Source organism: Klebsiella sp. K5-45 (assembly GCF_030128605.1).
GTDB lineage: Bacteria > Pseudomonadota > Gammaproteobacteria > Enterobacterales > Enterobacteriaceae > Klebsiella > Klebsiella quasipneumoniae.
Genome location: NZ_JAKUZW010000002.1, coordinates 180,362 through 194,200, shown reverse-complemented (window position 1 = coordinate 194,200; position 13,839 = coordinate 180,362). Strand labels below are relative to the sequence as shown.

Below are 13,839 nucleotides of genomic sequence, written 5' to 3'. Positions count from 1 at the left end.
CAGACAGGTCAATCTAAAGGTTATCGGTTATGTCCTCTTCAGCAAAACCTCACAGAGGTTCACCCTACGCGCAAGAGTTGATGACGCATTTACAGCCGTATTGCATGCCACGTAAAACTGAAAGGGGGGAGCAACTGGATTTCAAGGTGAATGGCCAGGGGATGTGTTACCTCATCCTTGAGGGAACCGTAGCGGTTTATCGCCGAAACGATAATATGATGCTGTCCACTGCGCGCAGTCCCGCCGTGTTTGGTCTTGCCAATCTGACGGATATATACTTCGATGATTATATTAAAACCATTAATTCCTGCGTGATTGGCGTGATCTCCACCGCTCGCGTTCATGACATTATTAAAGAAAAGTCGTTATGGGGGCTGCTCTCAAAGCAACTGATGTTTGTGTATGGCCGCCTTTACAACAATGTGATGCCGCAGGGCGCACCGACGGCCTATGAGATGATCCGCCAGCAGTTGCTCAATTTAATCGAAGAAGAGGAGAGTTATCGCGCCGCAGTCACAGCGGAACTCTACATTCGCGAGAAAACCCATCTTTCTCGCAGCGGCGTGATGCGCATACTTGCAGATTTAAAAACGGGTGGTTTTATCGAAATGGAAGAGGGAAGACTCATTAAAATCCATAAGCTTCCCGCCAGGTACTAAATTCAGACCCCGTCAGACAAAAAAACGCCCCTCATCTCCATTTAGCGACCACACCAGGGTCAATGATAATTTTTAATGCCCAGGGCAGGGCGCGCCATGTTCTACCCAGTGGTGTGCCGATCGGGCGGGATCGTCCGCTTAGCCAGTTTTTTTTGCAAAATGATGATAATAATTGGGGATCCTGATGCGGAAATTGCACATAGCGCCAGCAACGTGTCCATATTCTGGAGCGCCATGCGATGGTCAGGTAACAGACAAGCGGACAGGAAAAATGCGGCAGTCGTCATCAGATACATCATGGACGTCTGTAATGAAGAGAATCCCGCTCGTTGGTTGTTATCAGGAAACTGAATCGTAACCGCCGAAGATGAAACCAGACGACTGTAAGCTGCCCCGAGAAATAACGTCATAAACAGCGCCGGATGCGGATAGCCCAGGAAGGGTATCAGCAAGCTCAGAATAAAAACGAGGGTTGACCCGGTCGCCAAACTCAAGGCAGAAAAACGAGAGGTTAATGCCCCTGTCATTCTTGTAGACAGATACCCCGCCAGTCCCCCGCCGAAGAACAGCCAGGGCAGCAGGCCTTCAGAAGCCCCCAACAGCTGCGTCATTAACGGCGCCAGAACAGGAATGATCAGCATTGGACTAAACTGTACCAGCGCATTACCGGAAGCAAACAGTAAAGTATCAACATCGAGGGGCAGCGCGTAAGACGTGTCGAAAGTGACGGGGTCCTGAGGGATGACAGTGACGATGAATGGCAATGCCAACAAACAGAGCGTGCTGATTAACCACAACGCGACATGCCAACCGTAATGAGTACACAAAAATAATATAGCGGGCATCCCCACAACGCTTACCAGCGAAAATGACGCAATCACCGTCGCCAACATTTTTCCGCGCAAGTCAGCCGGCGTGTGGTTTATCAAAATACCGATCCCCACACCCATTGTCGTCCCTCCAACCAGCCCTGCGAAGAATCGCAAGGTAAGAAGAAGAGGAAAACGGGTTATGAATGTTGTCAACAGTGTCGCTATGGCTAGCAGCACCATATTAGCGATAAGAAAACGCTTCTTATTGCAACGGTCAACCCAGTAAAAGGCGATAATTCCCGACAGGACGGCTCCAGAGGTGTACATACCGGATACATAGCCTGAGAAGGAGACGGGAACAGCGAAATCCGCGGCCATAAATGTAAAAACAGGACTGAATATCATATATTCCAGCGCGTTAGTAAACTGCACAAAAGCGATGACCAGCGCTATCCGTATCAGCGCCTTTTGATTAAATGTTGTGGTGACCCGTGGCATAGCAAGCGACCTGTTGATGAAAGATAACCTAGCTTAACTACTATCAAACTTATCGATTAGATGGTAAAAATGGCACTCATTATTATCATATGTGGGATAGTTGATGCGGCCAGTTCTTGATTTTAATGCGCTGAAAGTCTTCATCGCTGTAGTTGAAAGAGACAGTTTTGTTGGGGCTTCGAAAGCCCTTGAAATGCCGGCATCAAATGTGAGCCGTTGCATTGCTCAGCTAGAAGACAAACTGAATCTTCAGCTTATTGAACGCAGTACCCGACATATGAAACTCACTCAGGCGGGGCATCTACTCTATACCCGGACGAAGCCATTACTGGAAGCGCTTGAGCAAACTGAAACCGAATTAACGTTGCGGCAAATGCAATTCAAGGGGCCACTACGTATCTGTATTCCCAATGAAATCGGTCCTGCACTGCTGGGCGCTATTGTTGCCGATTTCGCCTGTCAGCATCCGGACCTGGAGATAAGTTGCGTCACCAATTTGTCTGGTTATGAATCCCTGCGCGATGATCTGGATCTCGCTGTCATTGTGAGTCGTGGTCAGATGGATGACAGTGACTACATAGCCCGTCATCTGGTGACCATCCCTTGCACCATCGTTGCGGCCCCCTCCGTTATCCAGCGTTATGGCACGCCTTCTCGTATACAGCAATTTGAAGAATTGCCCTGTATTACAACGGTAAATGCGCTTAAAGGCGCTCCCTGGCAGTTTGTGAATAAAAAGGGCGGATTCGAGACGATTAAAGTTAACGGTCGTTATCGGGTCAACAGCGGGGAGATGGCAGGGCGAGCGGCCATCTCAGGCGTCGGTTATGCCATCCTGTCGAAACAAGCCTGCCAGCCCTATATTGACGATGGCCGGTTAATCGAAATTGAATTTGAACAATCGGCGGCCCCCTTGCAATTGTTCGCCCTGTATTCCGATCGGCGTTATTTGCCGGCAAAAACAAGAGGGCTTATTGATTTCATGTATCAGAGATTGAGTCATGAATAAGAGGCCATCATCAGCGCACCTGGATGCGCTGTCTCGTTCAGCCGGCGCTCTTGCCGCTCATCACCTCGACTCAAGCACCATTGAATCACTCCTCGCCGATCGCCAAAAAGCGTCTGTTAAGGAGGCTGTCAGCTTATCTTTTTAGCCATTGCCCTGGCGATGGCCGGGGCGCTTTCTAGGGCAAGCTCAGGCCTTCAAGTCCAGAACGACATGGCTGAATGTTTGATAAGTTTTTTCATCGGGGGCAGGCGGAATTTTGGCGACTTTCAGCGCGGACATCACCTGCGCGCAGAATGGCCGATCGCCGCTCTCGACCGTCGGATCCTGCACTGTCCCGTCACGCTGTAGCGTAAAGCGCACCGAGCATTTTTGCCCTTGCCAGGAGGCCGGTTGGTCTATGTTAGCGAATATAGCCGCCTGGATCCGCGCCAGATAGCGTGAGGCATTGGCCTGGGGTGAAGTATCGGAACCCGTTTGATAATCGCGAAGTATCTTATCCACTTCAGCCGATATTTTAGCGTCTTCGGCGCTGTCCGGCGCAGAAGCACCACCCGAGCAGGCGGAAAGAAGTAAAGAGAGGGTGCAAACGAGCACAGCGTTGGTTTTCACGGACATGCTAAGCCTCCTTGCTGGTGGGGATACCGTCGTGTACGAGGCGGTTATCCTCTGTTATTCCGCGAAATTATTCAAACGCTGAATGCATGGCACGCGCTTTCAGTGACAGTGTCACTCATTTTTTACTTTCGTCGCGGGCGGTGATGCCATCCAGTCGCGAATAATGTCACCGTATAGCTGTTCTGCCTCCGCCAGTCGGCTGAGCAGGCAGTACTCGTCGGTTTGATGCGCCATCGACGGCTCGCCGGGGCCGAGAATAATACATGGCGGATCGCCCAATGCAGGCAGCAGCAGCGAGGCGTCGGTAAAGTAGGGCACGACGCGCGGCGCAATCGGCTCAGCGTGCAGCGGCTGACAGCGTTGGTAAACCTGCTTAATCCACGCGTGATCCTCCCGGCTGAGGACGGCGGGCAGGTCGACCAGCGTGGAGACGGTGACGCTTTCGCCAAGCAGCGTCGTCAAGCGCTCCCGGATAGTGGCGTGCTGTAAATTGGGCGCGCTGCGGATATCGACATCAAAACGCGTGCGGTCCGGTACGGAATTAATATTGAGTCCGCCTTCTATGCGTCCGACGTTGAGGGTGGGTTGCTTCATTAGCGGATGCGGCGCGCCTGGCGAAAAATGCTGAATCTTACCCAACGCATCCGCCGCAAGATAGATAGCATTGATCCCCAGCTCCGGCATCGCGCCGTGGGCGGTTTTCCCCCGCGTTTCGCAGCGCAGCCAGAGCGCGCCTTTATGGCCGATAACCGGATAGTTGGCGGTGGGTTCACCGACGATCAGCGCGCCCACCTCCGGCAACGTTGCGGAGGCGATCAGCGCCCGCGCGCCGTCGCAGCCGGTCTCTTCTCCGCCGGTTATCAGCAATACCGCGCCGCGTCCGGCGAGGATCGCTTCCCGCTGATGAACGCAGGCGACGGCAAACGCCGCTATCGCCGCTTTCATATCGCTGGATCCGCGGCCATAAAGACGCCCGTCTTCCATCTGCGAGCCAAAAGGATCGTACTGCCAGCGGGCATTTCCCAGCGGGACGGTATCCAGATGTCCGGTAAAGGCCAGCGGTTTACCGCTCTTCGCCCCGGGAAGGCTGGCGATAAGATTGCAGCGTCCCTCGCCGAACGACGACAGCGAAACCTCAAAACCGCTATCGTCAAGCCAGTCGGCGAAGAACCGCATGCAGTCAGCTTCGCTGCCCGGCGGGTTAATGGTGTTAAAGCCCAGCAGCTGCCGGGCGAGCTCAAGGGTCGTGGTCATCAGCGGCGTTCCGTCAGCCAGTCGAGGCAGTTAATCCATAGCTGGCGATAGCCGGGCCATTTGGCAAACTCTTCCGGCAGCCAGTGCGCCGACATGTCGCTGGTCCACACCAGCGAACGACCCTGCTGATATTCGCGAACAGCCAACAGCGGATGACCGGTACCGGCCACGCTCGCCAGCAGTTTGCCTTCCGGGTGCATTTCAACTTCGTTATAGCCCAGCAGCCACGGCCATTCGCCCGGAATATCGTTAAACAGGGGGTGAGACTCCGTCACTTCGGCATAGCAGCCTTCCGGGGTTTCAATGCGGTCGTCCCAGGCCAGGCAGCGTACCGGCAGCACTTTCTCCACCGCGGTATGGCGGTAGCGCGCGCCGCCGTTGATTCCCTGGAAGCTGTAATAGCCGCCGATCATCATCAGCGCCCCCCCGCCGGCCACGTAATCATGCAGGAGCGTTAAACGGTTGGCGGTTCGGCGGCTCTTCAGCCAGGTGTCCGGATGCAGCAGCAGCGTATTGGCGCCAATGTCCGAGAGAATAATCGCATCCCACTCCTGCAGCGCTTCCAGCGTCAGCGGAAAGTCGGTCGCCGCCGCGTGGGCGGGCATATAGGTAATGGCATAGGGACTGTCGGCGAGCGCGGCCAGAAAGTCCGTTGCGCCGGTGTGCCAGGTGGCGGTGGCAAACTGGTCGAAGCCTTTAACGTGCGTTGACGTGCTGGTCCAGGACTCACCGACCAGTAAGATTTTTTTCTGCATGATGACGTTTCCTTTTATCCGCCAAAGACCCGCTGGGGGTTTCCAATCATTAAGGTTTCAAGTTGTTCGCCGCTGACGCCGTGGCGCCGCAGACGCGGAACAAAATGCTTGAGTATGTAGCCATAACCGTGGCCGCCGTAGCGGGTGAGCATGGTTTTCAGGAAGACGTCCTGCGACAGCAGAATTTGCTGGATGTAGCCGTCGTCAATCAGCTCGCGGATCGCGCGGGCGTTCTCCTCGTCGGAGGGCGACTGCGCCGACTCGTCGGCGTAGTAATAGCTCATGCCGATCATGTCGTATTCGAGAAACGCCCCGCGCTGTGCCAGTTCGCGCTGGTAGCGCTTATCGGCAAAGCTGGGATTCATATGGCACAGCACGGTATGGCGTAAATCGGCGCCTTCCTGCTCGAGAATATCCAGCACCCGATGGCCCAGCCGCTCCCAGCCGGGCAGATGGACCTCGATCGGCACGCCGGTCGCGGCGCTGGCCCGACCCGCAGCGCGCAGGGATTTCTCCTCATCCGGCGTAAAGCGGCTGGAGATACCGATTTCGCCGATGAGCCCGGCGAGCACCTCCGGTTTCTCCTCCGCGCCGCCAAGATCGTAAATCAGCCGTTCGGTCAGCTGTTCGACGCTGCTGATTTTTACCCACTCAGGGTGCGAAGCTTCCAGATAGAGCCCGGTACCCATAATGATGTTCAGACCGGTCAGACGCGCGATGCGCGCCAGCGCTTTCGGATCGCGGCCAATGCCGATATTGGTCGGGTCGACCACCGTTTCTCCGCCAAGGGCTCGATATTTAGTCAGCTCGTCAATCGCAACGTCGACATCAAACAGCTGACAGTTATCGCGGCTCATCAGCGGGTTAAGCGACAGTTCGCCAAGGTTTTCCATTTTCACCGGCATTTCGGCAAGATGGCGATCGCTGCAGCAGCAGGGTGGCACCCATTTGCCGGAGGCATCCAGTAGAATATGCTCATGCATCAGAGTAACGCCCATTTCGTTAATCGGTAGTGGGCCAAGCACAGTTATTACATAACCGCTGCTGACGCCAACCGGCAGCGGGGAGGGATGGCGAAAAATTGATCCTTTCATCAGCTATCCTTTTGCCGCGGAGCGCGTCGGGTTGAGAATGCGGGTGTTCAGCCAGATAGCCAGCAGGATAATGGTGCCGGTGGCTATCTGGGTGTAAAACGGCGAAATATGCGACAGGATCAGCCCGTTCTGAATGACCGCAATCGACAGCGCGCCCAGCAGCGTGCCAATAATAGTCCCGAAGCCGCCAAACAGACTGGTGCTGCCTAGCACAACGGCAGCAATGACCTGCAGTTCAAAGCCTTCGCCCTGGTTGGAAGAGCCGCTGCCGAGGCGTGCGGTAATGATCATCCCCGCCAGCGCGGCGGCCATTCCGCTGATGATATAGACCTTCATGGTCACCGCTTTGGTGTTAATGCCGCTGCGCCGCGCGCCTTCGGCGTTGGCGCCGATAGCGGTCACGTAGCGGCCAAAGCGCATATGGTTGAGAACGATATGCCCGATCACCAGTATCATCATGCCGATCAGCGCGGGCATGGGGATACCAACTACCCACGCGCGTCCGATAAAGGTAAACAGGCTGTCAGCCGGTACCGGAATCGAGTAGCCCTGGGTGACCAGCAGCGCGATGCCGCGAACTACGGCCAGGGTGGCGAGCGTGACGATGAACGCCGGAATGCCTTCATAGGCAATAAAGAAGCCGTTGATGGCGCCAACGAATCCGCCGAGCAGCAGGCCGCCGAGGAGTACCACCGGCCACGGCAGCCCCCAGTTATTCAGAGCGATAGCGGAGAGTGCGCCGACCAGCGCCAGGGTGGAGCCTACCGACAGATCGATACCGCCGGTGGTAATGACCAGAGTCATAGCCGTCGCGACGATCAGCAGTGGGGCGCTCTGACGGATAATGTTGAGCCAGTTGGTGCCGGTGAGAAAGTTGCTGGTGATCAGCGAAAACACCACGCAGCAGAAGACGAAAAAGAGCGCGATGCTGACCACGCCTGAGTGGTTATGCAGCAGGCGGCGCGGCAGCGAATGCTGGATCATGCGGGAGCTGCTTAAGTTCATGATACTCATCCTGTTACCTCAATGTGCTGCCGCAGAGCGGGCGGTGAATTTTTCGCCCACAATCAGGTTAACGATATCGCTCAGGCTGGTGTCGGACACCCGTCTGTCGGCGACGTTCGTACCCTCATACATCACCATGATCCGGTCGCAGACCAGGAACAGGTCCTGCAGGCGGTGGGTAATCAGAATCACGCTCACCCCGCGAGCGGAAACGCGGCGAATGAGCTCCAGAACCGCTTCAACTTCCGCGACGGCCAGCGCGGCGGTGGGTTCATCCATAATCAGCACTTTCGGGTCAAAGGCCGCGGCGCGGGCGATGGCTATAGCCTGGCGCTGGCCGCCGGAGAGATTTCGCACCAGCAGGTGAGTATCCGGAATGGAGATCCCGAGCCCTTTAAGCATCTCTCTGGCATCGGCGTGCATTTTGGCCTCGTCGAGAAAGGGGATGCCGAGGACCGATTTCATCGGCTCACGGCCCATAAACAGATTGCCCGCGACGTCGACCGTGTCGCAGAGCGACAGATCCTGGTAGACCATCTCGATATGGCAACGGCGCGAATCGGCCGGATTCGTAAACTGTTGCTGTTCACCGTCGATACGAATCGTGCCGCTGGAGGGGATCACCGCGCCAGAGAGCACTTTGGTCAGGGTGGATTTCCCCGCACCGTTATCGCCCACTAAGCCCAGCACTTCGCCCGGGGCCAGCTCAAGGTTGACTCCGCGCAATGAGCGTATCGACCCGTAGGTCTTGGTGATATTGATCATCTCTACCCTTGGCGGGGTAGTTTGTGGCTGCTGCATCTGATAACTCCCATCGCTGTGGCCGGGAAAATGTTCGCCATCCTGCGGGAGGGACTCTATCCGACACGGTTTACAATCTAGTAAACCGGTTTACCTGCGGAATAGAGCCCTCGCCAGTACAGTCAGGACAAACGCTATGTAAGATATTTGTTCGCCAGTAAGAACGTTGCAGCATCCGTGCCAGGGCAGGAACCACACAGCAGCCCTGTAACTTAACCTTATGTATTCAATACACTTAATTGAATAAAATCCGGTAAACCGGTTTACTGATTATAGTGAATAAATTGTTAATTGATCGTTTTTTGCGCCAAAAGCGGGCGCTTTTGCGCCATTTTGGAACGGGCTTAACAGATCTTGATCGAGTCGCGGCCAATCCATTCAACCGGCAGGCGGGTTTCCGCAGGGATATCCGGATCGTCGTTTAGCAGGCGCATCATGATGTTCACCGCGGTACGGCCCAGTTCGCGGGCGGGCTGACGGATAGTGGAGATCCGCGGCTGGGTAAAATCGGCGTAGTTGGCGTCATCGAAGCCGACTAACGAAAGCGCCTCCGGCGCCTGGAGCCCGATGGCGCGCAAGCCATCGAGCAGGCCGAGCACCAGATAGTCGCTGGCCGCGAAGACGGCGGTGGGGCGAACCGGTTGGCTGAACAGGTACCGCAGCGCCTGCTGGCCAAACTCGCGCTGGTAGTCGCCATACATCACCCATTCGGGCGGCCAGCTCAGGCCCGCTTGCTCCATCGCGGTGCAAAAGCCCTGATAGCGCTCACGGACGCTCATCAGCTTGTCCGGGCCACCGACGAAAGCGATATGGCGATGCCCGGCGGCGATCAGTTTTTCGGTGGCGATCCGCCCGCCCTGGACGTTATCGGCAAACACTTTCGGTACCTTACTGCCGGGAATATCTTCATCCAGCAGGACAATGCGTTCGTGACGCTGGACTTCCTTGCGCAGCAGGCCATTATCGGGGCGGTTGGTGGTGAACAGCAGACCGTCGACCTGGCAGGTATCCAGCCAGCGAATGAACTGGCACTCTTTTTCCGGGTTGTTGCGGGTGATACACAGCACCAGGCTGTAGCCGCTGGCAGAAGCAGCCTCTTCGGCAGCGTCGGCCAGTTCGGCAAAGAAGGGGTTGGTAATATCGGGAAGCACCAGGCCAAGCGTTTCGCTGCCGCCTTTGCTAAGACGACGTGCCAGGCTATTGCCGCGATAGTCCAGTTCGCGAATGGCGGTTTCGATGCGGTCGATGGTGTCCTGCGGCAGCACAATACTGTTGTTCATATAGCGCGACAGGGTCGCCTTCGACAGCCCCGCCAGCTTTGCCACATCGGATAACAATACGCGTTTTATACTCATTTCCTGCGCCATTTCTGCCAGAATCGGCTATCTGTAACATAGTTAAGCGCGGTGGATACAGCAATTTCTCTGCGAACAATCACCAAAAATAAATGCTTGACAAATTTTAATCAGCAGAGAATTGTATAGGCAGTTTACCGCATCATCCGGGAAGTCATTCCCAACCCCGTTTAAGTTATTCCAGTCGCGCACCGACACGGACCGGTTGCCGGGATGACATTAAGCAGGTATCCGCCGAACGTTCAATGATTGTTCTGGCGATATAGACGATATTTGCCCGCCAAAAAAATAATCCTTCTGCGTTCGCATGCGGCGCGGAACTCTGCTGGCTATCAACTATTCCCGACGAGGATACTGATGATGTTATTTCACACCGGAAAACTGCGTTTCCTTGCTGTCGCCACGACCATGCTGGCATCAATGAGTTTTATTTCTGCCGCCAGCGCTGCCGGTCCGACTTATGCGCTGGTACAAATCAACCAACAGGCGCTGTTCTTTAATCTGATGAATAAAGGCGCACAGGATGCGGCCAAAGCCAGTGGCAAGGATTTAGTTATTTTTAACTCTAACGATAATCCCGTGGCGCAAAACGACGCGATAGAAAACTATATTCAGCAAGGCGTTAAAGGCATTCTGGTTGCTGCTATCGACGTTAACGGGATCATGCCAGCGGTTAAAGAAGCCGCCGCCGCAAACATTCCGGTGATTGCGATTGATGCCGTATTACCGGCCGGGCCACAGGCAGCTCAGGTCGGCGTTGATAATATTGAAGGCGGCAGAATTATTGGTCAATACTTCGTAGACTACGTGCAGAAAGAGATGGGCGGCCAGGCGCGACTGGGTATTGTCGGTGCGCTGAATTCGGCCATTCAGAACCAGCGGCAGAAAGGGTTCGAAGATACGCTGAAAAGCAATCCGAAGATTACTATCGCTAACGTGGTCGACCGGCAGAATGTGCAGGATAAAGCGATGACCGCGGCGGAAAACCTGATCACCGGTAATCCGGATCTGACAGCGATTTATGCCACCGGCGAACCCGCGCTGCTCGGCGCTATCGCCGCCGTGGAAAACCAGGGGCGGCAGAAGGATATTAAAGTCTTTGGCTGGGATCTGACGGCGAAGGCGATTTCCGGTATTGACGGCGGCTACGTCACCGCCGTACTGCAGCAGGACCCGGAAAAGATGGGCGCAGAAGCCCTGAATGCGCTGAACAGCATCACGTCGGGTAAAACCGTGCCGAAAACCATTCTGGTTCCGGCGACGGTGGTAACCAAAGCGAACGTCGATTCATACCGTCCACTGTTTAAGTAGGTCAGCGCGCGCCGCCCGTGGTTAACAGGGCGGCGAGCTCATGGCTGCCGGGAAACGCGCTGAGCGTTCCCCGGCGGCTAACGGTAATGGCGGCAGCGCGACTGGCGTGCGCCAGCGCCAGCGCATCCGGCGCGACGCCGCGCAGCAGGGCGGAAGCCAACATGACGGCGAGGAACGTGTCGCCCGCGCCGGTAGTATCAAGCGCCTCGGCGGGCACGGCGGGACAAAACTGACGCTGGCCCTCCTGGACCAGCCAGGCGCCTGCGGCACCCTGGGTAATCACTAAGGTTTTCACCCCGTATGGCTGGAGCAGCTCGGCCTCGGATTCATTGACCACAGCGATGTCGATGAGTGGCCACAGATGGCAAAAGTCAGGATTGACAGGTGAGGGGTTGAATACCGTCGTCATGCCGCGGCTTCTGGCGTACTGGAACAGCGCCCGCGTTTTATCGAGGGAGAAATTGCCCTGCTGTAGCAGAATATCGCCAGCGACGGCATCCGCCATATGCGGAATAATTTCATCCAGGCTGAATGTATCGGCCGCCGCCGTAGTGGTAATGATGGCGTTGTCGCCATCAGCGCTATTTAAAATAATCGAGGTATCGCTATGTTGATTGAAATGGCCGTCGGGTAGTAGCGTCAGTGGTTCATTTTTTATCTGCTGGCGGATCCACGCGCCGTTGCTGTCATTTCCCGTGGCGGCAATTAAACGCGTCTCTATTCCGCAGCGGGATAATATAATCGCCTGGTTCGCGCCTTTACCGCCGATATCCTGCGACACTTTAACGCCGTGAATGGAGGCTCCTTTTTTCGGTATATCCGGAATGGACCAGGTTTCATCTACGGTAATATTACCAGTAACGTAAACACGCATAGTGTTCCCTTAACAGGATGGATAAGATGGTTGCTATCTCAGCAGAAAAAACGAATGCAATACAAGCTATTTTTTCACGAAGCAAGGCTGTTATTGGTGTTATTCATTGTGACCCATTTCCTGGCTCACCAAAATATCGAGGAAAATCAGTCTCGGATATTGTTGAACGTGCGCTTCGTGATGCTGAAAATTATATTTCAGGCGGTGTTCATGGTCTGATTATTGAAAACCATGGCGATATTCCTTTCTCTAAACCTGAGGATATCGGCCATGAAACCTCAGCGCTGATGGCGGTCATTACCGAGAAAGTTCGTGAACGTTTTGCTGTGCCGCTGGGCATTAACGTTCTGGCTAACGCGGCGATCCCGGCAATGGCGATCGCCCTGGCGGGAGGCGCCGATTTCGTCCGCGTCAACCAGTGGGCCAACGCCTATATCGCCAACGAAGGATTTATAGAAGGGGCGGCCGCTAAGGCGCTGCGCTACCGCAGTATGCTGCGCGCTGAACATATTCGCGTTTTTGCCGATAGCCACGTTAAGCACGGTAGCCATGCCATTGTCGCCGATCGTTCGATTCAGGAACTGACGCGCGATGTCGATTTCTTCGAGGCTGACGCGGTGATCGCCACCGGCCAGCGTACGGGCGATAGCGCCACGATGGCGGAAATTGACGAGATCCGCGCGGCGACGGAACTACCGCTCCTGGTGGGCTCCGGGGTGACACCGGCTAACGTGATGCAGATCCTCGGGCGGACTCAGGGGGTCATTGTGGCCAGTACAATGAAGGTCGATGGCGTCTGGTGGAACGATGTTGAGCTGGCCCGGGTGAAACATTTTATGTCGGTCGCGCAGGCCGCGCTGGAGGAAGCTTAATGGAAGCGTTTAGCGAACGCCTGCTGCGCGAACATCAACCGGCGTGGCAGGCGATGCAGCAGCACCCGTTTGTGACTGATATCGAACAGGATCGTCTGCCGACAGTCGTCTTCAACCGCTATCTGGTGTTTGAGGGCAACTTTGTCGCGACGGCGATCGCGATTTTTGCCCTCGGGGTCAGCAAAGCGCCGGGTATTCAACAGCAGCGCTGGCTGATTGGCGTGCTGAATGCCCTGGTAGATACGCAGATCGCGTGGTTTGAGCAGGTGTTGTCAGCGCGGCAGATCGAACCCGCTGAGTACCCGGGTGATTTACCCGGGGTGCGGCGCTTTCGCGACGGCATGCTGCGAACCGCCCGCGAGGGTAGCTATGAGCAGATCGTGACCCTGATGTTCGGTGCGGAGTGGATGTATTATTTCTGGTGCCGACGGGCGAGCGAATATCGGCAGGGCGATGCTGATTTACGCCGCTGGGTGGAAATGCACGCAGAGGACGAATTTTATCAGCAGGCTCTCTGGCTAAAGAACGAACTCGACCGCTGCGCCATGGCGCTGAGTGAAGACGAAAAGCAGGTGTTATCGGCGCTTTACGGCGAGGTGCTGCAGTGGGAAATTGATTTCCATCATGCGGCATACGAGGAGTAGCCGCGAGGTGAATCACAGGAGGCGCCGCAAGCGGCGTCTCCTGAACGCTGATCTTATTAGTGGACCGATCGCCATTTACATGGGAACCATGAAGATAGTTGAAGAACGCTAGAGTGGTAGTCAGCTTTCGTTGACCACCATAACAGCATAAAGCCAAATATAACAGTAAGTTAGCTTAGCCATAACCAACCCTTGAGATTTATTAATCTGTAGCCAATTAATTCACTATGCTAGTAGTAGATGCTTTTAATTTCCATGTTGAGTTCACCTCAACTGAATAA

14 protein-coding genes are annotated in these 13,839 nt (G+C 55.3%); 5 read left to right on the top strand and 9 right to left on the bottom strand.

Annotation, left to right across the window (positions count from 1 at the left end):
* Positions 1–29: 29 nt before the first annotated feature.
* Positions 30–659, top strand: coding sequence for a helix-turn-helix domain-containing protein (locus tag MKS11_RS04915; protein ID WP_087771744.1), 630 nt, complete (start codon positions 30–32; stop codon positions 657–659).
* Between the two features lie 101 nt (positions 660–760).
* Here the strand turns inward: MKS11_RS04915 and MKS11_RS04910 are convergent, their stop codons facing one another.
* Positions 761–1,969: an MFS transporter gene (locus MKS11_RS04910; protein ID WP_087771743.1), complete on the bottom strand. Its 1,209-nt coding sequence runs from the start codon at positions 1,967–1,969 to the stop codon at positions 761–763.
* A 103-nt stretch (positions 1,970–2,072) separates the two neighbouring features.
* On the opposite strand from MKS11_RS04910, the gene MKS11_RS04905 reads away from it, so the two are divergent.
* On the top strand, positions 2,073–2,978 hold the full coding sequence (locus tag MKS11_RS04905; protein ID WP_284109426.1) for a LysR family transcriptional regulator: 906 nt from the start codon (positions 2,073–2,075) through the stop codon (positions 2,976–2,978).
* Positions 2,979–3,164: 186 nt separating this feature from the next.
* Here the strand turns inward: MKS11_RS04905 and MKS11_RS04900 are convergent, their stop codons facing one another.
* The 7 genes from MKS11_RS04900 to MKS11_RS04870 all read right to left on the bottom strand — a co-directional run bounded on the left by MKS11_RS04900 (position 3,165) and on the right by MKS11_RS04870 (position 9,869).
* Positions 3,165–3,593, bottom strand: coding sequence for a cell envelope integrity TolA C-terminal domain-containing protein (locus MKS11_RS04900; protein WP_049092256.1), 429 nt, complete (start codon positions 3,591–3,593; stop codon positions 3,165–3,167).
* 111 nt (positions 3,594–3,704) lie between these two features.
* Complete coding sequence (locus tag MKS11_RS04895; protein ID WP_023297627.1) at positions 3,705–4,847, bottom strand: M20 family metallopeptidase; 1,143 nt, start codon at positions 4,845–4,847, stop codon at positions 3,705–3,707.
* Complete coding sequence (locus tag MKS11_RS04890) at positions 4,847–5,602, bottom strand: glutamine amidotransferase (RefSeq protein WP_023297626.1); 756 nt, start codon at positions 5,600–5,602, stop codon at positions 4,847–4,849. The genes MKS11_RS04895 and MKS11_RS04890 overlap by 1 nt, the downstream gene beginning before the upstream one ends.
* Before the next feature lie 14 nt (positions 5,603–5,616).
* The gene (locus MKS11_RS04885) at positions 5,617–6,696 is read right to left on the bottom strand and encodes a phosphotriesterase (protein WP_087771742.1); all 1,080 of its coding nucleotides are present in this window, start codon (positions 6,694–6,696) and stop codon (positions 5,617–5,619) included.
* Between the two features lie 3 nt (positions 6,697–6,699).
* Complete coding sequence (locus MKS11_RS04880) at positions 6,700–7,701, bottom strand: ABC transporter permease (protein WP_016161045.1); 1,002 nt, start codon at positions 7,699–7,701, stop codon at positions 6,700–6,702.
* Between the two features lie 18 nt (positions 7,702–7,719).
* Entirely contained in the window at positions 7,720–8,466 is a 747-nt protein-coding gene (locus MKS11_RS04875; RefSeq protein ID WP_074186512.1) for an ATP-binding cassette domain-containing protein, read from the bottom strand.
* A 380-nt stretch (positions 8,467–8,846) separates the two neighbouring features.
* A complete protein-coding gene (locus MKS11_RS04870) occupies positions 8,847–9,869 on the bottom strand; it encodes a LacI family DNA-binding transcriptional regulator (RefSeq protein WP_087771741.1) in 1,023 nt (340 codons plus the stop codon).
* 345 nt (positions 9,870–10,214) lie between these two features.
* Here MKS11_RS04870 and MKS11_RS04865 point away from each other — a divergent pair, with 345 nt between their 5' ends.
* Positions 10,215–11,168: a substrate-binding domain-containing protein gene (locus tag MKS11_RS04865; protein WP_284109425.1), complete on the top strand. Its 954-nt coding sequence runs from the start codon at positions 10,215–10,217 to the stop codon at positions 11,166–11,168.
* Between the two features lies 1 nt (position 11,169).
* Here MKS11_RS04865 and MKS11_RS04860 read toward each other — a convergent pair whose 3' ends face one another.
* Complete coding sequence (locus tag MKS11_RS04860) at positions 11,170–12,042, bottom strand: PfkB family carbohydrate kinase (RefSeq protein WP_032456053.1); 873 nt, start codon at positions 12,040–12,042, stop codon at positions 11,170–11,172.
* Between the two features lie 26 nt (positions 12,043–12,068).
* Between MKS11_RS04860 and MKS11_RS04855 the strand changes: the two genes are divergently transcribed.
* Both MKS11_RS04855 and MKS11_RS04850 read left to right on the top strand, forming a co-directional pair.
* Entirely contained in the window at positions 12,069–12,914 is an 846-nt protein-coding gene (locus MKS11_RS04855) for a BtpA/SgcQ family protein (RefSeq protein ID WP_032740651.1), read from the top strand.
* On the top strand, positions 12,914–13,558 hold the full coding sequence (locus tag MKS11_RS04850; RefSeq protein WP_087771740.1) for a TenA family protein: 645 nt from the start codon (positions 12,914–12,916) through the stop codon (positions 13,556–13,558). The genes MKS11_RS04855 and MKS11_RS04850 overlap by 1 nt, the downstream gene beginning before the upstream one ends.
* Positions 13,559–13,839: the final 281 nt, after the last annotated feature.